General features: G+C 61.2%; 14 protein-coding genes and 1 pseudogene. 2 read left to right on the top strand and 13 right to left on the bottom strand.

What is annotated here, in order from left to right; translation table 11 throughout:
- Positions 1 to 176 precede the first annotated feature (176 nt).
- Positions 177 to 980 (bottom strand): hypothetical protein, encoded by an 804-nt coding sequence (locus RW095_RS38630; protein ID WP_317020889.1) that lies wholly within the window; start codon positions 978 to 980, stop codon positions 177 to 179.
- Between the two features lie 388 nt (positions 981 to 1,368).
- Between RW095_RS38630 and RW095_RS38625 the strand changes: the two genes are divergently transcribed.
- Positions 1,369 to 3,864 carry a two-partner secretion domain-containing protein gene (locus RW095_RS38625; RefSeq protein WP_449406544.1) on the top strand — a complete coding sequence of 832 codons (2,496 nt, stop codon included), beginning with the start codon at positions 1,369 to 1,371 and terminating at the stop codon, positions 3,862 to 3,864.
- A gap of 382 nt (positions 3,865 to 4,246) precedes the next feature.
- Here RW095_RS38625 and RW095_RS38620 read toward each other — a convergent pair whose 3' ends face one another.
- The 6 genes from RW095_RS38620 to RW095_RS38595 all read right to left on the bottom strand — a co-directional run bounded on the left by RW095_RS38620 (position 4,247) and on the right by RW095_RS38595 (position 11,299).
- Positions 4,247 to 5,551, bottom strand: a complete 1,305-nt coding sequence (locus tag RW095_RS38620; protein WP_317020888.1) for an MFS transporter — start codon at positions 5,549 to 5,551, stop codon at positions 4,247 to 4,249.
- A gap of 84 nt (positions 5,552 to 5,635) precedes the next feature.
- Positions 5,636 to 6,478, bottom strand: a complete 843-nt coding sequence (locus RW095_RS38615; protein WP_394365232.1) for a class II aldolase/adducin family protein — start codon at positions 6,476 to 6,478, stop codon at positions 5,636 to 5,638.
- A gap of 134 nt (positions 6,479 to 6,612) precedes the next feature.
- Complete coding sequence (locus tag RW095_RS38610; protein ID WP_317020887.1) at positions 6,613 to 7,521, bottom strand: LysR family transcriptional regulator; 909 nt, start codon at positions 7,519 to 7,521, stop codon at positions 6,613 to 6,615.
- 83 nt (positions 7,522 to 7,604) lie between these two features.
- Positions 7,605 to 8,147 (bottom strand): tyrosine-type recombinase/integrase, encoded by a 543-nt coding sequence (locus RW095_RS38605; protein ID WP_317020886.1) that lies wholly within the window; start codon positions 8,145 to 8,147, stop codon positions 7,605 to 7,607.
- A 392-nt stretch (positions 8,148 to 8,539) separates the two neighbouring features.
- The gene (locus RW095_RS38600) at positions 8,540 to 9,979 is read right to left on the bottom strand and encodes an aminotransferase-like domain-containing protein (protein ID WP_317020885.1); all 1,440 of its coding nucleotides are present in this window, start codon (positions 9,977 to 9,979) and stop codon (positions 8,540 to 8,542) included.
- Between the two features lie 63 nt (positions 9,980 to 10,042).
- Complete coding sequence (locus RW095_RS38595) at positions 10,043 to 11,299, bottom strand: EAL domain-containing protein (protein WP_317020884.1); 1,257 nt, start codon at positions 11,297 to 11,299, stop codon at positions 10,043 to 10,045.
- Between the two features lie 544 nt (positions 11,300 to 11,843).
- On the opposite strand from RW095_RS38595, the gene RW095_RS38590 reads away from it, so the two are divergent.
- Positions 11,844 to 13,295: an aminotransferase-like domain-containing protein gene (locus tag RW095_RS38590; protein WP_317022825.1), complete on the top strand. Its 1,452-nt coding sequence runs from the start codon at positions 11,844 to 11,846 to the stop codon at positions 13,293 to 13,295.
- A 14-nt stretch (positions 13,296 to 13,309) separates the two neighbouring features.
- Here the strand turns inward: RW095_RS38590 and RW095_RS38585 are convergent, their stop codons facing one another.
- From RW095_RS38585 to RW095_RS38560, 6 genes and pseudogenes are all read right to left on the bottom strand, one after another.
- Positions 13,310 to 15,205, bottom strand: coding sequence for a diguanylate cyclase (locus RW095_RS38585; RefSeq protein WP_317020883.1), 1,896 nt, complete (start codon positions 15,203 to 15,205; stop codon positions 13,310 to 13,312).
- Positions 15,206 to 15,219: 14 nt separating this feature from the next.
- Positions 15,220 to 16,170 (bottom strand): EAL domain-containing protein, encoded by a 951-nt coding sequence (locus RW095_RS38580; RefSeq protein WP_317020882.1) that lies wholly within the window; start codon positions 16,168 to 16,170, stop codon positions 15,220 to 15,222.
- Between the two features lie 394 nt (positions 16,171 to 16,564).
- Positions 16,565 to 18,043: an alpha-amylase family glycosyl hydrolase gene (locus RW095_RS38575; RefSeq protein WP_317020881.1), complete on the bottom strand. Its 1,479-nt coding sequence runs from the start codon at positions 18,041 to 18,043 to the stop codon at positions 16,565 to 16,567.
- Between the two features lie 10 nt (positions 18,044 to 18,053).
- A pseudogene (locus RW095_RS38570) lies at positions 18,054 to 20,792 on the bottom strand (MGH1-like glycoside hydrolase domain-containing protein).
- A gap of 278 nt (positions 20,793 to 21,070) precedes the next feature.
- Entirely contained in the window at positions 21,071 to 22,186 is a 1,116-nt protein-coding gene (gene ydiK, locus RW095_RS38565; RefSeq protein WP_317020880.1) for an AI-2E family transporter YdiK, read from the bottom strand.
- A 322-nt stretch (positions 22,187 to 22,508) separates the two neighbouring features.
- Entirely contained in the window at positions 22,509 to 22,868 is a 360-nt protein-coding gene (locus RW095_RS38560; protein ID WP_317020879.1) for a DUF2252 family protein, read from the bottom strand.
- Positions 22,869 to 23,056: the final 188 nt, after the last annotated feature.

Below are 23,056 nucleotides of genomic sequence, written 5' to 3'. Positions count from 1 at the left end.
GGCCAGCCTCTGCCTCACGGAAAGTCATAGTGTCTTAACAGGAGCAGACGTCCAACCGCCCGGTCCAAGAATGGACGAACGGCCGTAGATGGCCGAATTGGAGCGTTGCCGCTTCGCAGAGGCTCAACCAGCACCAGATTTGGCCGCTCCCGACCGTGCGTTCCCCCCGACTTCAGTCAGCGGGTCGCATCGTCTGGCTTGGGGCTTTTGGCCGCAACGAAGCGACTTTGAACAGCGACGAGCTGGTCGTCAGTGGTCGCCACCAGCCACAAATGCGCGTTCTCCGCAATTTTCCGGTTGTGGTCCTTCAACGGGCCCAGTGCGGCAGCGGCCTTCCAGACCACCGGGCCGATGCGGCTGCTCCTGCCCGACGCCGCGCCTACCAACAGGCAGTAAGGTCCAAGCGGAAGTGATACGAACGGCAGCGCCGGACTCGCGCGCACGCGCCAGTCGATGAAGGGTGTTTCACTGATAAGCAGCGGCGTGGGCAAGCCGTAAAGCACACTGAAATCGTACAGTGCCAGTTGCCCCCGCGTGGCCGCGTAAATACGCCGAACATCAGCGACAACCGCCGCACGGATTTCGTCCTCGAACATTGGCTCCTGCGCATAGCGGGCCAATGCCTCACGTGCATCCAACTGATATGCGCTGCAGAGCCCGAGTTCGACGCAGTCTTGAACTGCACGGTGGACTTCCGCCACAGTGCCGGCGTCTTCTGGCTTGCCCGACTGCGCTGCCCGTAAGAACCGAGCAAGTCCCGCTTCCTGGATCACAGGGCCAGCCGCAGACGCATCCTCATCAGCGTCCTTATCGAGCGGCACATAGACATATTTTTCGGCCGCAAAGCGCGATTTCTTACCTTCATCAAACTTGATTTCGCCATCGATGCAGTCCAGATAGCGAGTACCGATGCGGCCATGCTCCCAGACCCAATTCTTCAGGAGCGGACGTAATGGATGCAACGGATCGTGGTCAGTCATTGAAACCTCCCAGTGCCTTCGCATAGTCCCACGTGGTCGCGTGTCCTGTCGAGGACACGGCAAGCGCGAAGTACCGTCCATGACGGAGTCCAGGCCGACGGCGAACGCAGCAAACCGACCCGATCCGGCCGTTGGATCCCGCACTAGCTAAACGGCAGCTTTCGAGGGTTGAAGGGCCATTCCTGCCGCCGCTGCGACCCACACACATCCCCGCTTGAAGAGGTACCAGCAGGCACCGGGTGCATGCGCAAATACCGGTTTGTCTTTCGAAACGCGCTGCTACACTTAGTCCGTGTTCTGCGGTATGGCGGCTTTCGCGCCTTGCCTGGTCGCCACAACCTGCGTTCCGCGGCAACGACTTTCCACGAACCACGTGTCGGGAGGGATCATGTCGCGTCATTCATCCAGACTGGCGATCCAGTCGCCCCCAACACCGCGCAACGGGTTGAGCTTTGCGCTGGCGTATGCCAGCGCGGCACTCGTCGCGCCTCGGTCCCGGCCTGCCGCATGGAAGCGTGTTCTGCGCCCGCTGCCGCTTGCGCTATGGGTGCCGCTCGCGCTCGCCGCGTGGTGCGTGCCAATGGCCCGCGCGGCAGGACCGCTGCCTCAGGGCGGCGCCTTCGTCCGGGGCCAGGGCGCGATGAGCAGCGGCACCACTTCGCTCACGATTGACCAGTCCTCGTCGCGCGGCGTGATTGACTGGCACAGCTTCTCGATCGGCAACGGCAACACCGTCGCCTTTAACAACGGATCGGGCGCGACACTGAACCGTGTAACGGGCGGCGATCTGTCATTGATTCTTGGCAAGCTCACCGCCACCGGCAGCCTCTATCTGATCAATCCGCAAGGCATCCTCGTCGGGCCGTCGGGCGTCGTCAGCACGGGTGGACGTTTCGTCGGGTCAACGCTGGATATCTGCAACTGCGCCTTCATGAGCGGCGGCGATGCGCTCACGCTGTCGGGCAAGTCGGACGCAAGCGTGATCAACCTCGGCAGGATCAGTTCCAGCGGCGGCGATGTGTTCCTGATCGCGCGTCAGGCAGTCATCAACGCGGGCACGGTAAAAGCGCCCACCGGCACGGTCGAACTGGCGGCGGGCGAGACGGTGCTGTTACAGGACTCGGCCAGCAGCAGGCAGGTGTTCGTGCAGGCAGGCAGTCACGGCACCGTCGTCAATGAGGGACGCATCAAGGCCGCGCAGATCAGTCTGCAGGCTGCGGACGGCAACGTCTACGCGCTCGCGGGCGGCGGCACGCGCGTCCGCGCAACGGGCACGACAACGCGCGATGGCCACGTCTGGCTCATCGCGGACAGCGGCCTCGTCACGCAGCAAGGCAAGATCGCGGCAACGAATGCCGACGGCAGCGGCGGCACGGTCGACACGCAGGCGGCGCAGTTGGCGTTCGGCAAGCACGCCGCGGTCCACGCGGGCCAGTGGAATGTATCGACTCCTGAGTGGACCATTGATGACGCCGCCGCACGGACGTTGCAGCGCAGCCTGGGCGCGGGCACCTCGGTCGATGTCACGACCACGGGTGGCAACGGCGCCACGGGCGACCTGGGCATCGCGTCGAGCCTGCGCTGGCAGGGCCCGGCGTCGCTGACGCTTGCGGGATATCGCAATGTCTCCGTCACGACCGGCACGACGATCGCGAACGAGGGCGCAGGCGATCTGACCCTGCGCGCCGACGCTTCGGGCATCGACAACGGTGTCAGCGTAACCAACCACGGCACGATCGACTGGTCTGCCAGCATGGGCATCGTCAGCGCGCTATACGACATGACCGGCAGCTACAACGCGGGAAATATCCTTCCAAACAAGGCATGGACCGCGCCACAAGACAGCGGTCTGATCACCCAAGTCACAGGCTATAAGCTCGTCAACTCGCTCGCCGATCTGGAACAAATCCCGCTGGATCTCGCTGGCAACTATGCACTCGGTAAGGACATCGATGTCAGCCCGCCGCCCGGCACCGTCTATAAGCCCATCGGCATGTTCCCGAATCCCTTCACCGGTCAGTTCGACGGGATGGGGCACACAATTTCCAACCTAACAATTTTGGCTTCGTCTGAGATCAGTCCGGAAGCAGGGCTGTTCGCCGTGATCGATACAGCAGGTGTCGTGCGCAACCTGAGCGTGCAAGGAAATGTCGGCGGCCTCAACGCTGGAATTCTGGCGGGGGTCAACCTCGGCACCATTGCCGGGGCGCATACCAGCGGCAGAGTGGTAGGTCCTGTGCCGGTATCTCTGGGAGGAATCTCAACTGGAGGCCTCGTCGGTTTCTCCGGCGGCACCGTGACGCGTTCTTCCAGCAGTGCGGACGTCGTCTCGCCTTCCGGGCCTTCCGGGTTTACGGGTGGCCTGGTCGGAGACAACCACGGAGTCATCCGGCAGTCGTTTGCATCGGGAAACGTCGAGGCAACAGGAGCCACACAGTTTGGCGTTACGTCAGGGGGACTGGTAGGGGGACTGGTTGGCTACAATAATGCAGGCACGATCACGCAGTCCTACGCGACCGGCACCGTCAGTAGCCCCGCCCAAGGCGTGGGAGCACTGGTCGGGGCGAATATGTTCGGCACGATCGTGCAGTCGTTCGCGACCGGCAAGGTGCAAGCGCCGGGCGGTGGGGCTGGCATCGCCGGCTCGAGTGAGGGGACTGCTCTCATCGCGAGTGACGTCTTTTGGGACACACAGACGACTGGCGCCAACGTCGCAGTGCTCACTGTAATCAACGGCGCGGAAACGGCCGCTCAAGGTCTGACCACCGCGCAGATGAGCACGCCTTCCAGCTTCGGCCCCACGTACGATTTTGGCCCGCAAGGTGTCTGGGCAATCCCGCCGGGGGGAGCGCACCCTGTGCTGCGCTGGCAGTTGGCGCCCTGAATCTGACTGCGGCGCACTCATTCTGACACGTTGCTTTACAACGAATGGAACAGAGGTCGCGAGAAATGTCCATTGCCTGGGCGGAAGCCGACGTTCGAACGTCCGCTAAAAGCATCGGCGAACGTCCCTAGCTGGCCGTTCTGAGCCCGATGATGATCGGCGCAGAACGACCCGAAGGGGAAGTTCGGATCACGTTCTGCGAAAGGCCCAGTGTCCAGACCGAAGGAGACAGAGCGCACACCGTACACTCCGTCATTGCTACCTGCAGCAACAGCCCGTAAATAACCGCTCCATGGGTCAATCGGCGGGCACCAGCCGGAACGAAAGCTGGTGAAAGCGGTACATTCAACATCTGGTGTATGGCTGCTGCAGAACCTTATCCTTAACGGTTGACCACGGCCTTGGGCATCGTCAGCACAACGACCGCCGCCACGAGCAACGAGGCTGCCACGCAATATAGGCCCATGTCGGTGCTGTGCGTCATATCCTTGATCCAGCCGACCAGATAGGGACTGACAAAGCCGGCGAGGTTGCCGACCGAATTGATCAGTGCAATGCCCGCGGCCGCTGCCACGCCTCCCAGGAATGCAGGTGGGATCGACCAGAACTGGCACAGTGCTCCAAGAATGCCGATCGTGGCAAACGTGAGGGACACGACAGCCAACGCGACGTTGTGGGGCACCAGCGTGCTCGCCACGAGGCCGACTGCACCGATCACGGCCGGCAGCGCCACATGCCAGCGCCGCTCCTTGCTCCGGTCCGAACTGCGTCCCAGCAGCACCATTGCGATGGCCGCGGCGCCGTAGGGGATCATCGTCAGCAGGCCGACATTGAAAGCGTCGCTTACGCCCGAGGCCTTGATGAGCGTGGGAAGCCAGAAGCTGATGCCGTAGAGGCCCATGATGATGCCGAAGTAGCAGAGGCATAGCACCCACACGCGCCTGTTGGTGAATGCGCCGCTTGCACTATGCACCTCGATGCGCCCTGACTCGTTCGCCAGCCCCGTCTCGAGCAGCGACTTTTCTTCAGCGCTCAGCCATTTCGCCGCGCTGATCTTGTCGTCCAGGTAGAGCAGCACCGCAATTCCGCCGATGATGGAAGGCAGCGCTTCGAGCAGGAACAGCCACCGCCAGCCCGCCATGCCGTGCACGCCGCTGAAGGTGTTCAGTATCCAGCCCGAAAGCGGACCCCCAATCACGCCGGCGATTGGAATCCCGGTCATGAACATTGCGGTGATCTTGCCGCGGCGCGAAGACGGATACCAGTAGGTCAGGTAGAGAATGATGCCCGGAAAGAAGCCGGCCTCAGCAACGCCGAGCAGGAAGCGCAGCACGTAGAAGGCAGTGGGCGTCTTTACGAAGATCATCGCACCGGAAAGCAGGCCCCAGCTGAGCATAATGCGGGCGATCCATTTCCGCGCGCCGAAACGATGCAGCGCGATGTTGCTCGGCACTTCAAAGATGAAATAGCCGATAAAAAAAATCCCAGCGCCCAAGCCGTAGATCGTTTCGCTAAACTTGAGGTCGGTCAGCATCTGCAGCTTGGCAAAGCCTACGTTGACCCGGTCCAGGTAAGCGAAGACGTAGCAGAGAAAAAGGAAGGGAACCAGCCGCCATGTCACTTTGGCGTAGGTCCGGTCCTCGGTGTTGGCTGGCGTGACGACATCGCCGTTAGCGGTTTTCAACATCGTTGTCTCCTTGTATCACCGCCGGCGCGCTCCGTGGTCGCGCCGACGCGACTTGTTGTGTATGCGGCGGCCTATCCTGGCCGTTCAGTCGAACATGTCCGGCGTGGTCTGCACGAGCTGGTCATAAATGGGCTGGAAATGGAGCCAGCCGATGTATTCGCTGCCGACGTGTTCGCGGCTGTAGCGCGAGCTGTGCTCCGGCACCATGACGGGCTTGACGCCGGTAGCCTCGACCAGCAACTGCTGCTGACAGCAGCGCTCCAGCGCGATGAACCAGAACGCGGCGGCTTCGATGCTGTGGCGGCTTACCGTCAGCAGGCCGTGATTCTGATGAATGGCCGCCTTGACGTTTTTGAAGTAGTCGGCAACCGACAGCCCGGCCTCTTCCTCGACCGCGACTGCACCGGCCTCGTCTCTAATCACGATATGGTCTTCATAGAAGGCCGCGGCATCCTGGCTGATCGGGTCCAGCGGACGTCCGAGCGCCGCGAACGCGGTGCCGTAGACCGTGTGCGCATGGCACATCGCAACGATGTCGGGATTGGCTTCATGCACCGCGGCATGCAGCACGAAGCCAGCGCGGTTGAGCGCGTAATCGCCTTCGACGACCTTGCCGGTATGGTCGGCCAGAATCAGGTTCGAGAGTTTCACCCGGGAGAAATGCACGGCCATCGGATTGGTCCAGTACAGCTCCGGGAACTCAGGATCGCGCACGGTGAGGTGGCCGGCGAAACCGTAGTCGAGATTGTGCAGTGCAAAAGCGCGGCAGGCGGCGACGAGGCGTTCCTTTCGGTGCTGGCGCTCCTGGGCGAAGGACGAAAAGTCGGGCAGTTCAGGGAACTTCAGCGCTGCCTGCTTCGGCCGATAGATGGAATTGTTCGAAGGATGGGAAATCGTGCGACGCAGTTCGGCCTGCTGCGCGCTGATATCGATTTTCCGGTGCTCATGGTGTCTCCTTTTGTAGCAGTGATCGCATGCCGCTAACGATAAGGAAACACCGGTTGCCGATCTAGGCGCGCCGGGCAATAGGATTTATTACGCCAACATATAAATCTCCGGCGCTATGGCTTCTGCCAGGGCGGCTCGCGGAAGACATCGACGAAATAGTCGATAAAGGCGCGGATGCGCGGCACCAGCTGGCGCTCGGGCAGATAGACGACATGGATCGCGGTGTCATCCTTGGCCTGGTACTCCGGGAGGAGCGGCACCAGATCGCCTCTGCGGATCGCGGGCAGTGCCAGGTGCTCGGCTAGGCGCATGATGCCCACGCCGGCCACGCATAGCTGAAAAAGGGTGGTGCCGTCAGTACTGCGGAAACTACCCTGCACCGCGACCCGTTCGAGCCTGCCGTTGATCATGAACGGCCACTGGTTCAGATGCTCGCGCGGCGACTCCCATGTCAAGCAGGCGTGTCTGGACAGGCCGAGCGGAGTCACGGGTTTGCTGTGCGCGGCGAGATAGCCCGGAGACGCGAGGACGATTCGTTGCAGGTCGCAAAGCTTTCGACTGCGCAGTGAGGAATCCTGCAGTCGGCCCATTCGGATTGCGACATCGAAGTTGTCCTCGATCAGGTTGACGTTGGAATCCGACAGGGAAAAATGCACGGACACCTTCGGGTAGGACGACAGAAAACCGGGCAACGCGGGCACCAGCTGATCTATGCCAAACGCATGAGGTGCGCTAATGCGCAGATTGCCGGACGGCTCGCTAGATCGGACCTGCGCTTCCGCTTCCTCAAGGCTTTCGAGAATGTCGTTGCAGGACAGCAGAAAGCGCTCGCCCTCATGGGTCAGCCGCTGGGTGCGCGTTGAACGATGCAGCAGCTGCACGCCGAGCCTGCGCTCCAGACTGTTGACGCTTTGGCTGACAAAGGGTTGGCTAACCCCTAACAAGTTCGCCGCCGCGGTGAAGCCCCCGGCCTCCACCACGGCCTTGAAGACGCCCATCTCAAGCAATCTTTCATCTTTCATCTTTCGAATCCGTGTGCGGCAACAACCGTACAATTTACCCGGATTGGCGTCGGTCCCTTCTGCGCCCGGTTTCTCCGGCTCGTTCAGTAACCTGGCTCTTCTGCCCGCAGATTTTTCGTGCGACGGTAAATCAGCGACGCTTTTGTTCGACGCATGGTGTGCGTTCCGTATGCCGTGTCGTCAAGCCCGATCGACCCTATCCAGCGATGCACCAGGCGGGCGTATTGACGCGTCGAAAGGTGCGCCGACCCGTGAATACGGCTCGGGAACAGAAAGTCGGGAGGCGACAGTCTCGCTAACTTGATCCAGGCTTCCGCACTATCTCGGGTTAGCTCCGTGATTTCGAACTGAACCGGCCGTAGCGTCTTCTGCTGCATCACCGTTGCCCGTGACGCAACGCGCTGACCAAGGCAGATATCACGCACTCGCAGCCTAGTCAGGTCGCACGCTCTCAACTTGCTGTCGATGGCCAAGTTGAACATCGCAAGATCGCGCGTTCTTGCGGCCAACTGCAGACGAATCCGGATCGCCCAGATCTCCTTCAGTTTCAGCGGCGGCTTGTGCCCCGTCAACTTGCCTTTATTCCAGGGCACACGTGCCGCGCTGACAACGGTTGTCGCATCCATCACGATCTCCTTTCAAGTGAAGGGAGTGCCAGTCTGCACCTACCATCCAAGACGATAACCGACCCTCAGCGGACCTTGCGACCCGCGACTCGTCAATGGCAGCTTTTTGGCTTCAACGGACGTCCCCGCCTCCCCGTCCGGCAGGCCGTTGAGCATGACATGAATCTTGGGGGTGTACTGGCGCAGCGCCTACGTCAGCGCGAACCCGGCTTGGCGACGGCGAATAATCGGGCTGGCGAGTTCGTTTTCAGCGATAGGGAAACCCTTTGCACAGTCCGTCGCCCGATCGCCGCCAGACGCAGGGCGCAGGGCGCAGGCGGCCCCGGATGCTCTCCGCTCCGGCCGGCATCGCCTTCAATCATGGCTCCTCATCTGCCGATTTATTCCGCTCCTTAGCGCCCAGTATGTCGGGCTGTCTGCTGCTCAGCCATTGCTCGCCTCGCCAGCATGCCCAAAGTGTGGATCTCCTTTTCAACGTCGGGGGTCCACGGACGGCCATAGTTAAGCCGGATGTGACGGCGGAATTCGCGGCTGCATGAAAAGATTGCACCGGGTGCTATCGCGATTTCGTGCGCTTCCGCCATCTCGAACAACTGCACTGCCTCGACTCCTTCTGGAAGTTCCACCCATAGAAAGAATCCGCCAGGCGGCCGGACCACTAATGTCCCTTTGGGGAAGTACCTGACGACCGCGGCCACCATCCGGCTCTGAAGGGACGCCAGTTCGCGGCGCAGTTTGCGTAGAAGTTGGTCGTAGTCCGCATGCTCAAGGTAGTCGGCAATTGCGCATTGTACGGGCACAGATGCCGGGGCCATCGTCAGCCAACGCGCGTGCTCAACTCTCGCCGCGTATCGCCCCGCCGCTACCCAACCGAGGCGCAGTCCAGGCGCAAGACTCTTCGAAAACGAACCGCAGTGCAGCACGAGGCCGTTAGAATCGAAGCGCTTTGCCGGATATGCTGGCGTCAAGCCAAAATGCAGTTCACGGAATACGTCGTCCTCGATTAGTGGCACGCCATGTTTTGCCAGCAACCTTACGAGCGCCTCCTTCCGTTCATCGGAGAGCGTCGCGCCGGTAGGCTGGTGCAGCGTCGTCATAAACCAGCAAGCCCGTACCGGATGCTGCTGCAACGCCTGCGCTAATACGCCGAGGTCAAGTCCAAGGTGTGGATCGACAGGGATTTCTACGGCTTTCAGATGCAGGCGCTGAACCGCATCTTGCACAGCATGGAAAGCGGGCCGTTCTATTGCGATGGTGTCCCCAGGCCGCGTCAGAACCTGCAGACAGAGTATCAGTGCATCGAGCGCGCCACTCGTCACAACCACCTCGTCGATTGAAACGGTAACACCTGTGACAATGTAACGTAGGGCGATTTGGTGACGCAGATCTGCTTCCGCCTTTCCCGCCGACAAGGTATTGCGGGAACTCGCCATCCTCTGCGTTGCCGCAGTCAACGAGCGCGAGATCCGGCCAAACGGGAACAACTGGGCACTTGGCTCCGAAGAGCCCAGCCCCGGATGCGCGCATCGACGTTGAGCCTTCATGAAGCGGATAATCAGGCTGTCGCCATCAGCCTTGTCAATACTGCGCTTTGGAACAATCGCTAGTGATTTCATCGCCGCAGGCCGACTTGCGACGAAATAACCCGACCGAAGCTTCGCTACAATCAGGCCCCGTCGTTCGAGAGTGTAGTAAGCCTGGAAAACGGTTGAAGGGCTCACGCGGTGCGAACTGCTCGCCCGGCGCACGGATGGGAGCCGCACACCGGGCTCTAGCGTACCGTTCGCAATTAGGTTTTCGAACTCCGCCGCCAGCTTGAGATACCGCTTCATTATTATGTCATGCTAATTAATTAGGCTGGCCCCCGTTGCTCCGGTTGCTGGTGAGCGCCCCATTTAGAAATTTCGAACCCGCCAGCCGAGCACGGTTGCGGCTCCCGCCGGCTTTGAGGACAGGGCGTTGGCGGTCTCAAGAAACACCTTCAGCCGGCTGGCGTCGAGTGCACGGCTATAGAAGAACCCTTGACCAAACTCAGCACGGCTCGCCCGCGCGACGTTGTGATGCGCCGAGTTCTCAATGCCTTCGACCACGACCACGGCGCCCATCTCGTGGCCCATGCTCGTCAACGCACTGAGCTGTCTGGAGCGCTCATCGGGATCCATTCCCAGCACGTCCCTGTCAATCTTTACCATTTCAAAGGTCATGTCTCCCGGCAGTTCAGGTCCGCCGTCAGAGGGGCGCACGGCCGACAGGGAAAAGCGCATTCCTTTATCACGCGCCTGCGCCATCATCGGGATGAGACGTTTTTTGAACTTTCTCGCGCCGCCCGCCCCGATCGTTAGCATTAGCGGTGGAAGACCGAGGGAGGCAACGTCGGCGAGGTTCGCGATGAACGCGGAACTTACCAGGTAAGAAGCGGGAGCGGTAACGCCCAGGTAGAGCGATTTCGGAGCGCCGATTTCCCGCAGCTCCTGAGCGGCACGCGACAGAACGAACCGCGTCATCGGTCCGATCAAACTACTATGCTCAATGAACTCCATATAGTGAGCCGGGCCCAGCGCGCCGTACTTCTGGTTGTCCCATCGCAACAACGCGTCGACCCCGACGCACCTGACCCGCCTCACGCCAACGACGGGTTGGTACTCAACATGGAACTCGCCGCGACGCAGCCCTGCACGCGCGGCACGCAGCAGCGACTTGTCGTAGCGTAACCACCTTTTGAGGGCCCAACCGACGATAACGACCAGGACGGCCACCAGGATCGGCCACAATACAAAGCCCAATATGGTCCATACGGAAATGCGCTGCGTAGCAGTGTTCGCCAAAGGCCGCACCGAGGCGAGTGTGTCGGTGTCGATCGAAGGCGAGATCGCTCGCCTTTCACAACTCCTACTCAATGAGCAATCCGGGGTCGACATCGCTGGTGGTTCCGGCGACTGCTCCGCCCGGTCGACCCGCGACGCGATACCGGCCTCTGCGTCAGACGCCAGAAAGCCGCTTCGTACTGCCGCCCCGTAATTGCTGGTTTGCCACCGCAGTTCCCTAAGCAGCGTCACAACGCCTGGCCCCGAACTGGCCCTTGCAGCAGCGGTGCCGATGGCATCGGCACGCATGTCGTCCAGCGAATCGCAAGTGTTAGTCAGCACGGGCATCGGGCCTGCGACCGGTCCGGCAAGGGCTGCGGGAACAACGGGCAACTGCGCAATGGACGCGCAGGCTGAGCCGAAGCGAATCGGGGGCGCTGGTGGACCAGCAAGCCAGTCCGTCAATTGTTGCCAGACGTTGCGTTCAAACGTAAGAATGCGACTGGAATCAGTGCCCGCCGGACCTGCAAGAGCGAGTGAGGTGCCCGCGCATATGACCAGGACGACTGCCAACCCTTGTCTTAAGGCACGGCGGGGCGCGATGGAGGCGCTGCGCCTGATAGTTGATACCGGGAACCCAAATGCCATTGATTTATCGCTAAAAGGAATCGGCTCAGAAGCCGTTGTCGATCCGGGCCGCGCGTAGGCGAAACATCGAAAAAAGTGGAACCTGTCTGCGCCGGACTTTGCCAGCGTGTGTGCGTCCGCAATAGAAGCAGATTGCAAAAGAATGGCCGTATCAGATTGGAAAGTGGCTATCCTCAGACTTCAGGTGTGTGTGCTAGTGGGGCGGTCCGACGCCCGCAATGGTGTTTTCTGTGAGGAGTACAAGTTGAAACGGTACGAGCAGTTGGCGGACCAAATCAGCGAGCTCATCAAGCGCGGTGATCTGCCACCCGGCGCGCGTATTCCTTCGATTCGCGGGGCGTGCATGGCATGGGGCGTGAGCCCCGCGACGGTATTTCGCGCATACTATCTGCTCGAAAATCGGGGCATGATCAAGGCGCGCCCGCGTTCAGGCTATTTCGTGTTACCGAGGGCCAGAGAATTACTGCGGCAGAGCCCCGAAACCTCGCTGCGTACCGCCCCGAAGACCGTCAATGTCGGCGAACTTGTCTTTGAGGTCCTCAAGATGATCAGGCAACCCGAGACTGTCCCACTTGGTTCTGCGTTCCTGAGCCCTGCGCTGTTTCCGATGGCGCGCGTCGGAAAGTCGTGCGCGACTGTCAATCGCTCAGTGGACCTGGCGACGATGGTCGACACACTGCCGCCGGGACACGAAGACTTGCGCCAGCAGATTTCATTGCGGTACCTGATGGCGGGGATGACGGTGCCCGTCGACGAGATCATCATTACAAGCGGTGCACTCGAAGCCCTGACGCTAAGCGCCCAGTTGCTCGCCGCTCCAGGCGATGTGATCGTGACCGAAAAGCCGACGTTCTATGCAGCGCTGCAGGCTATCGAGCGTCTGAGGCTGAACGTAGTGGAGATTCCGGTTGACCCGATGGAGGGGCATGATCTGGATGCACTCGCGCGGGCGCTGCAGCAACATCCGGTTCGCGCCTGCTGGTTCATGACCTCATTCCACAATCCGACCGGGGTGACACTGGGCGATTCCAAGAAACAGGCACTGGTTGATCTGCTCGCCAGACACGACGTGCCGCTCATCGAGGATGACGTCTACAACGAGCTGCATTTTGGCCCGGACCCGGTGCGTCCGGCCAAATACTTCGACCGGAATGGACTTGTCATCCATTGTGGATCGTTCGCGAAGTGCCTTGCGCCCGGATATCGTATCGGCTGGGCGGCAGCCGGAAGGTTTGCGGGCGGGCTGGAACGTGCGAAATGGATGACCACGCTATCGGCCAGCATGCCGGCGCAGCGCGCAATCGCCGACTATCTGGAGCACGGTGGCTATGAACGTTTCCTGCACAAACTACGTCGCGAGTTGACCCATCAGCAATCGCAGATGCTCGACGCGATCAGCCGGTACTTCCCAGCCAATACGACGGCGACTAAGTCTGACGGCAGTTATTTCACATGGGTGGCGCTACCGGATCACGTAGACTCGATACAGCTCTTCCAGGCTGCGCTCAAGAGTGGCATCAGCGTCGCGCCCGGACCTATCTTCTCTGCGGATGGCGCCTTTCGCCACCATGTGCGTCTGAACTATGGCTACCCGTGGTCGGCGCGGCTCGATAGAGCGGTCGCGACACTAGGTGCCCTGTGCGCCGATGAATCGCGTTGCGGCGCAAAGCTGGCGGGCCCGGTTCAGCCCTCATGACGCGGGCGTCAATCTCAACCGGGCATGCGCGCCGGTGAATCGCGAAGCGCATGCACGACAATACGCGCCTTGCCTGCGACTTTCGCACGATACATTGCGGCATCAGCGGCGCGTACCAGGGCTTCGCTACTCATTGACGCTGCCTGGTCGCGCGGTAGCATGCCGATACTCGCCGATAACTGGACGACTTTTGCCCCGAACGTCATGGGCGGGCTCAGTGTCAGCGGGATTGCGCGTGCAATCTTCTCCAGTGCAGCACGATGGATTGCAGGGCCGGTCAGCAGTACCGTGAACTCATCCCCGGCGTGCCGCGCAACCAGATCCTCGCCACGCACGCAGCGGCTGATCCGGCGCGCGGCTTCAACCAGTACTTCGTCGCCGCACTGATGCCCGTATGTATCGTTGACCGCCTTGAAGCCATCCAGGTCGATAAACATGATGGCAGCCACACCGTCGCCGCCTGCTCCGCATGCCTCATCCAGCCTCTCGAGGAACGAGCGTCTGTTCGGTAGGCCGGTCAGCGCGTCGTGGAACGCCTGATGCCGCAGGCGATCGAGCAACGCCGTTCGCTCAGTCACATCCTGCACCAGCAGGTAGTATCCATCAGCCGCCTGATCGTGGACGCGACGCGGCACCAACACACCACGCAAGACACGCTGACTCCCGTTAAGCGTCGCTCCGACCTCGTACTCGACCCTTTTGCCGTTGAGCACGCGTTGGACGTACGGCTGGATGGCAGCAAAAAGGTCAGCGTCGAGAACCTCATGGGCGAGCCGTCCCACGATCTCCTCCGGGTCCAACCCCAGCCACTCGCGACAGGTTGAGTTGGCGAACCGATAGCGTTGCTCACCGTCGACGTAAGCGACCAGCACCGGCAGATTGTCAGCGATGGCGCGCAAATCTACCCGTGTGGCTCCCAATCGTCGCTCGGCGGTCGTCAGTTGCTCATGCGCCCTGCGCAGAACTTCCGAGGCCTCATGTGCTCCCCGTTGCAACGCAGCCTCCCGCGCATCGCGCGCGGTCTTTTCCCGTTGCTCCGCCTGGGTATCGTGAATGACAAACAGCCAGCCGTCATCGCGGATCGACCCCGCCTGCTTCAGTGCCACCTGCACTCGCGCTGGCCTACTTTGCTTGTTGCGCAACCGGAAAGTTACGTCGAGTGTCAGGACCTCGACCCCGCGGCCACGATTAAGTGCCTGCGCGGCCTGTTCAAGGTTGGTCCGGTCGATCGCATCCAGCAGATCGAGTATCTTCGTTTTCGTCAGCGGAGCGCGCGAGTGCGCGAAGAATTTCACGCAGGCATCATTCACGTGCCGCCACTCCCAGTCCCTTCCGATATGCGCGATAGCGACCGGTGTCCGATAGAATGTCTCGACGTACAGTGCGTGCTGTGCCTGAAGCCGGTCAATCGCCTGAAGCACCTGCAAACGATCAAAGCTGTCCAGCTTGCGCAGGCCAACTTCGCGCTCGATCATTTGCCCCAGGTCTACCAGCATCTGGCGATGTTGACGCGTGAAGCGCCGCGGCATCGAGTGCATCACGCATAGCATACCGATGGGTTTGCCGCACGGTAAACGCAGCGCAATGCCTGCGAAAAAGCGGATCCCCAGTTCGCTGGTTGGCAGTGGTTCCTGCGCAAGCTTCGCATCAGAAAACGCATCCCTGACGACGAACGGTTCCTCGCATTGGAGCGTCCGGCAGTAGTACGTCTCCATATGCAATACGACGTCCCGTTCGCACCCGCTTGCGCCTATGACTTCTGGCTGGCCCAGTCTGTCGAGACATACGACGGACATTGGTACATTCAGCGCGCGCGCGGCGATCCTGGTCACGCGCTCAAAGTACTGATCGTCGTCGCTTTCTGGGGGCAGGAGTGCGCTGGCTGGTTGTCGTTGTTGCTGCGCATCCATGATGCATCCGTCTTTCACGCTTTAAGCTCCGTTCCGGTGCCATCTTGTAGCGTGTTTATCGACGCCGTCGCCGACCCGAATGCACGGAGTTGATCGACTGCCATCGGCTTCGCATACCAGTATCCCTGCGCGAGGTCGATTCCCGAGCGCTGTACCACGTCGTGTTCTGCGGCCCTCTCGACGCCTTCCACAACAACTTTCGCACCAAGCGTATGCACTAACGCGGCTACCGACTTCAGAAACTGGATACGCGCTTCGCCGCGCATGGCTAGAAATCGCCGGTCTACCTTCACGTAGTCGAACCGGAAGTCCGCGAGTAAGTCCAGATTGCTGAAGCCGGTGCCGAAATCGTCGAGTGACAGGCGTACGCCGCGTTGCCTCATGTGGCTGAGCGCCGTGACAACCCGCGACGTACGCTCGACGCAGCTGCGCTCGGTGAGTTCCAGAACAAGGCGCTCCAGCATCGGACCGGCGGACTCACAGATATCCTCGACAAAGTGGTCCTCCAGCAGATGCCACGCGCAGATATTGACCGATATATGCCAGTCCTGAGCGAACGGCAGTTGGGTCAGTGCGTTATTCGCCTCGCGCAGCACGAAACAGGTCAACGCGCTGAGCAGACGTGTGCCTTCGAGCGCTCCAATGAACAGCCCCGGGCCCCCGGCTCCGAACTTTGGATGGCCCCACCGGAGCAGGGCTTCCACGCCCACGCAGTGTCGCGTGCGCGTGTCCACGATGGGCTGATAGACGACATGGAACTCCCCGCGGCGAAGACCGATGCGCGCCGCGCGCTGCAATCTTGCTTTTGGACGGACACGGTAACCAACGTACACAACCGCGCAGCAAGCCGATAGTGCGATAACCAGCTCGACGGCGTCGCGAGATCCGATCAGGCTGGCCGCGAGCAAACCAGCCAGGCTCAACGCAACCGCGACAGTCACCGCCGCGTCAAGATGCTCGTCCAATACAGGTCGCAGCCAGCGTATTCGTGCTGTGTAGCGTTGCAAAAATCGCATGAGTTGTTTTCGCACGGTTATCTGAGTTGCGAACTATGACCTGACTGCATTTCCAAAACGAGTAGCAGTTACGTGTCAAAACATGCGTATCAGAGCCGCCGTCATACGCGGGGGGCGTCGGCGCGGCAATTCGCTGACGCCGGCTGCAATGGGTGAGTGATTTTGGCAAGGCGTTATGACGGCGTTTGACAACAGCGCCACGACAATCATCGCCATCGGTGGTCGTCCGCCCTCCGCACAGTCGGGTCCATCGGGCAGAGTTGAGTTGGAGTTGTCTGGGTTTTATCGGCGCCCAAAGCGCGGGTTTGCAGCGCTCTCATCCCGGGCCGTGTGGGCGCGCCCTTCACGATTCGGTTATTTCGAAGACGTGATAACCCCATGGCGACATATCGAGGTACAGACCTCGCGAAATAAGGTCTTCGCCGTCGCGATCAAAACCGGCCGATCCCATCATGTCCTTCAGCCGCACCGTCCGGCCGCCCAGGTCGGAAAACGGGATTTGGACATAACACTGGCTCTGATTGCCGGCATAGTTGACGGCAACGAGTCGCCGCTCGCCGTCGGCTCGCTGCCAGGACCAGGCGATGAAACAATCCCACGTCCAGTTGCCCTCCGACGCCGGCATCCGTTTGAGCAGGCTCCAGTCGCCGTCTCGAAAGACCGGTTGCCGCAGCACAGCCATCAGGTTCGCGTAGAACCTTTGCAACCTCGCATCGACAGGCTCCAGCGGAGCACGGACCAGGTGCGGCGAAATGCGTTTCCTGCGGCCCTCGAACTGGCCTTGGTGGAAGAAGCGCAGCCCGGGTGTCAGAAACGTGATGACGGCCGCAGCCTCGTACGTGTCGGGTGCGAAGGTCGCTGCCGCCCGAGGCTCGTCGTGGTTTTCCAGGAAGCGGGCCAGCTTGTCCTGGTAATCGAGCCCCGCGTGCAAATGGTCGCGCACCGCCTCGCCGGACGCGTCGCGCAAGCGGTCGTACAACCGTTTGTCATAGGCGTAATCGAACCCTTGCTGCTGCATCGTCCCTTCCAGATCCCAATAGACCTCGGCCATGAACCGGAAGTGTGGATGCTTGCGCCGCACGGATTCGATTGCCTTCGGCCAGAAGAGTTCGGCCCGGATGCCCCAGGTCCGTTCGAACACGTCGGGCAAGACCAGCATGGCCATATCACAGCGCACCCCGTCGCATTGCCCGGCGATTCTTTCCAGCTCGCCGATCATCGCCTGCTGCAACTCCGGGTTGCCGTAGTTGAGCTGCAGCGTGTCGGGCCAGCCGTCGAAGTACGGATCTCGGCCGTAAGCGAGCAACAGCGGTCCGGCTTTTGTTTGCACCCGGCAGTAGTTGCGCGGTGAACGAACCACGTCTGTCTCACTGCCAGCGACAAAGTAGTCCGGATGCTCGTCGATCCACGCGTGATCCGGAGCCATGTGGTTCGGAACGAAGTCGAGCATCAACTTCAGTCCGCGTTGCTGCAGGCGCTGCCGCAATCGGGCCAGCGCCTCGACGCCGCCCAGATCGCCATGAACGGTGTAGCTCTGGATGGCGAACCCGGAGCCGGCGATGTCTTCGTCGCCGAGGTCCGGCAGCGTTTCGGCAAATTCGCGACGCCACTCGGGATTCGCACGCGAAACCGCCTGCGCTGCAGGGCCGGTCTGCCAGACGCTCAGTAACCAGATCCAGTCAAAGCCCAACCCGGCAAGGTGATCCAGCCCGGCATCCGGAACATCGTCCAGCGTCGCGCTCCTCCCCAGCTCGCCAGACAGCTCGGTCAACCAGACGCGGGTGTTGATCTGGTACAGCGCCGGGTAACGCAGGTCGAACATATTCCCTCCTTCACTTTTCGCCCATCTCTTTACCGCCCACCTGCCCCCTTACGATGCCCTCCATCACGCGCCCGCGTTCGGTTTCCAGCATGGTTTGAGCGTCGACACGCCCAAACAGGTCCAGCAGAGGGGCGACGAGACCCGTCCAGCCTGTCTGATGGCTGGCCCCAAGGCCCGCACCATTGTCACCGTGGAAGTACTCGTAAAAAAGGATCAGGTCGCGCCAATGCGGATCGTTCTGAAACTTATCCGTTCCTCCGTAGACCGGCCGCCGCCCATCGGCATCGCGCAGGAACGTGCCCGTCAGCCGACGGACAAGCTCCTGGGCCACCTCGAACAGCGTCATGCGAGGCCCCGAACCGGTCGGACATTGAACCTTGAAGTCGTCGCCGAAAAAAGTGTAGAAATTCACCAGTGCCCGGACGATCAGAAGATTGACCGGCATCCACACGGGACCGCGCCAGTTCGAGTTGCCGCCGAACATGCCGGTGTTCGATTCGGCCGGCAGGTACTGCACTTTGTACTCCTGTCCATCAACGTGGAGCACGAAAGGATGCTCGAGGTGATAGCGAGAGAGCGAACGAATGCCGTGTGGCCCCAGGAACTCGTTCTCGTTGAGCAGGTAACTGAGCACGCGTTCGAGTTTCCGCTTGTTCAGGATCGATAAAAGCCTCCGTTCCCGATGCCCGATGAAACCCGCGTCCGTCGGAGCCACATGGGCAACCAGCTCGGGGTAGCGTTTCCGGAACTGCGAGATCAGTTCCATCAGCTTCGGATAGCGCATGACATAATCCGCCTCGAACACCGTCGACGCGCATAGTGGCAACAATCCCACCAGTGACCTTACCTTCAAACGCTTCGTCTGGCCGTCGGGGAGCCGCAGCAAATCATAGAAAAAGCCGTCCTCCTCGTCCCACATCTCGTCCTGATGTTCGCCGCGACGGTCCATCGCGTAGGCAATCCACATGAAATGCTGGACGAACTTGAAGGCGACCTCCTCGTAGATCGGGTCGTACTCGGTCAGAATAATGGCCATCTCAAGCATGCTCTGGCAGTAGAACGCCATCCACGCCGTCCCGTCCGCCTGCTCCAGCGAACCACCGGTCGGGAGCTGCGCGCTGCGGTCGAATACACCGATATTGTCAAGACCCAGAAAACCGCCAGCGAAGACGTTCCGCCCCTCAGGGTCCTTGCGATTGACCCACCAGTTGAAATTGAGCATCAACCCCTGAAACGAGCGCTCCAGGAATCGCAGGTCGGCCCGGCCCAGCTGTTTCTCGTATTTGTACAGCCAGAGTGTGGCAGCGGCATGGACCGGCGGGTTCACGTCGCTGAAGTTCCACTCATAAGCCGGAATTTGGCCGCTTGGGTGGAGATACAGGCTGCGCAGCATCAGCAGTAGTTGCTCCTTGGCGAAGTCGAAATCAACCAGCGCCAGTGAGACCGTGTGGAAGGCAAGATCCCACGCTGCATACCACGGATACTCCCACTTGTCCGGCATGGAGATCACGTCGGCGTTCAACATGTGGAACCACTCCGTATTGCGCACGTCAAGACGCGCGGACTCGAGCAATGGATGACTCCGGTGCTCGCGTAGCCAGAGCTCAAGGTCGAAGTAGTAGTACTGCTTGCTCCACAGCATTCCCGCTAACGCCTGGCGGTGCACCCGACGCTGATCGTGGGTCAACGCTCTGGGCGCAATCCGCTCGTAGAACTCGTCAGCATCGGAGATGCGGCTATTGAACGTCTGCTCGAAGTCGCCGAAGGCATCCTCAAGTTTCGATGGCGTCAGGCGCAAACGGATGGTCGCGCTGCCGCCGCCGGGTATGTCGCACACGTAGTGGGCCGCGGCCTTGGTTCCCGTCCTGGCGGGATTCACCGCCTCGCGCTGTCCCGAGATGACGTACGCGTGGAAGGCATCCTTGACATAGGGCGACGCGTTGGGCTGATCCCACAGACGCTGCGCGTTGCTCTCATTCTCGGTGAAGAGTAACTCCGGCTCGCCATCGCAATGGAGCCAGTACTCTCCCAGCTCATGATGTGTGGCCTGAATGGCGCCAGGACCCGCATCGCGCAGCGAGGGCTTGCGATTGTCCCCAACCCACGACCATGTGTTGCGGAACCATAGTGTCGGCAAGACCCGCAACCGTGCGGCCTCTGGTCCGCGGTTGTGCACCGAAATGCGGAGGAGGATGTCTTCCGGACCCGCCTTCGCGTATTCCACGAACACGTCGAAATAGCGGTCATCATCGAACACGCCTGTGTCCAGCAGTTCGTACTCGAACTCCTCCCGCGACCGCCTACGATTGGTCTCGATCAGGTCCCGGTAGGGATATTCCCCCTGCGGGTACTTATAGAGGTACTTCATGTAGGAGTGGGTGGGGGTGCTGTCGAGGTAGAAGTAGTATTCCTTGACGTCCTCGCCATGGTTACCCTCGCTGTTGGTGAGGCCGAAGAGGCGTTCTTTCAGGATCGGATCGCGCTCGTTCCACAACGCAAGCGCAAAGCACAGCCGTTGCCTGTCGTCGCAGAGTCCGCCAAGCCCGTCCTCGCCCCACCTCTAGGCGCGTGAGCGTGCGTGGTCATGGGTGAAGTAGTTCCAGGCGTCGCCGTTGTCACTGTAGTCCTCCCGTACCGTCCCCCACTGCCGCTCGCTGAGGTAAGGTCCCCACTTCTTCCACGGCACCTGGGCCTCACGCGCGTCATTCAGGCGCTTCTGTTCCGCTACGTCGACAATTTCAGGGCCCATGCTTTTGCTCCGTTACGGGTGAATTGAGTTAGCTCGACGCAACGCAGGCCGGCACGTCGCCAGCGCCAATCGTGCGCGATTCAGGCAACGCCGGTACATCGGTATGCGTGGTGCTGAACGATTTGCTTGCTTAAAGACTTCAAAAAATACGCCCTGACGGTACTAAAACTCATAACGTCCCCGGAAAACGGCATATCGCCGGCAGATTCATGTCAAGCGCGTTACCAAACGCGCTCGCGGTATCACGTGCGGGGCCCGCGCGCGTCGCGTCGGTGGTGCTACTGCGGCTCGCCATCGAGACGGTCGCCGGTGCTCGTGAGCGCCGGTTCGATGGGCGCTGGCGGCGCCTCCTCGTTGATCCACGCATGCAGCAGCGTGGAGGTCACCGCGAGTATCACCGGCCCGATGAACAGGCCGACGATCCCGAACGCGATCACCCCGCCGATCACCCCGGTCAGGATCAGCAGCAGCGACAGGTCCACGCCTCGCCTGATCAGCAGCGGCCGCAACACATTGTCGAGCAGCCCGACGAACACCGACCAGACTCCCAGCGCGATTCCCGCGACGAGCTGGTCGTGATAGATCAGCCAGACCACGGCACCGATCAGCGGAAGGCCCGGACCGATCTGAGCAAGACAGAGGATCAGGATCAGCGCGGTCAGGATTCCCGCGCCGGGGATTCCGGCGGCGTACAGGCCCAGCCCGGCGAGCGCCGCTTGCGCGGCCGCCGTTACGACGATCCCGAGTGCGACCGCGCGGATCGACAATCCGGCGAGCCGCACTGCCGCCGCGCCGCGTTCGGCGGCGATGCGCGCCGCGAAACGCACCACGCTGCTGGATGCAACTTGACCGTGCGAATAGAGAATGCCGGCGATGATCACAGTCAGCACCAAGTGGATCACCAGCATGCCAACCGTGCCGGCTTGCGAGAGCAGCCATTTCGCGGCGATCAGCGCGTAAGGCTGCACTTGCGCGAGGATGCCACCACGACCCGCGTCGGACAGGCGCTGCCATTCGCCTGCGAGGCGTTCGCCGGCCAACGGCACCTGATGCAACCAGCGTGGCGGGGGAGGCAGCGTGTAGTTCGGCAGCGCATCGACATGGTCGACAATGTCGCCGCCGTGCTCGGCGATCGTCGACACCGCCCCGTAGAGCGGCAGCACGATCACGACCAGCAGCCCGAGCAGCATTATGGTGACGGCGATCCAGCGGCGGCCACCGACGCGTCTTTCTATGCCGAGCATCACGGGCCAGGTGGCGACGACGATCATCGTCGCCCAGATCAGCGCCAGCAGAAACGGACGGACGATATAAAGACTGCCGAAGATCAGCAGCGACAAGATCACAATGATCAGCAGGATGCGGGCAACATCCGCTTGCGGTCGCGAATTCACGTCATTCTCCCGACACGTGACCCAGCCGCAGTTGCGCGGGGGCGTGCGTACATGCCGTCGACAAGTCTGAGCCATGGGCAGAGGCGAGGCTTGCGTCGGGCTGGTGAGCAGACTGCAGACCCGATGACTCGCCTACTCAGCCTATAACCTTCGAAGCACCGCCGGCATTGGACCTTGGTCCTATGGGCTGATCCGCGGGAATCAACGGCAAAGCTGACCAGGACGACTACAAAAAAACATTGAGCCGGGGCTGCACGTGGAACTGGTCTAGCTGCCGCGACAGGTCGTGCGCAAGGGCCCGTCGCGTGTGAGTGGTGCAGCGCTACTCTTCAGCGAGAGCCTCCAGCCGGCCGGCACGGACCGCCTTTACCAGCGCCGCGTGGTCACGCTCCGTCTGATCTGCATAAGCGAGGGCAAACGTGCCGATGGCCTCGTCAAAGGCGTCCGCCTTGCCCAGATAGCCACTGATAGTCGTGGCATCTCCGGACTTGGCATGGGCGCGGGCCAGGGTCCAGCCGCAGAGCCCGGCATAGCGGTTGATCTGCGCGGGGGTGACCTCCTCGGTGGGAGCCGACATCTTCATGTCCCGCAACTGACGCACAAAAAAGTCATGGCCTTGCCGCCCCCGCAGCCATCCTTCTATGAGCAGGAAGTTGTCAAGGCCCTTCGCGAACTGACTCACAAATCATCGATCAAGCGTGTCACCATCCGGATCGAAACATCGTTGCGGGGTCAAGGGCAGGCGAAGCCTGGCGCAGCGGACCCTTGACGCTGTGAGATGGCGATATGCTGGCGCATGATTGTAAGCGCGAGTCATTGCGCTCACAATCATGCAAACGCGTTTGCGCGGCATGTTCCCGGGAACTTCCA

Origin of the sequence: Paraburkholderia kirstenboschensis (assembly GCF_032806925.1) — a bacterium.
In the GTDB taxonomy this organism is placed as follows: Bacteria; Pseudomonadota; Gammaproteobacteria; order Burkholderiales; family Burkholderiaceae; genus Paraburkholderia; species Paraburkholderia kirstenboschensis.
The sequence above is the reverse complement of the archived record's forward strand: the minus strand, read 5'-3'. Positions and strand labels throughout refer to the sequence as shown.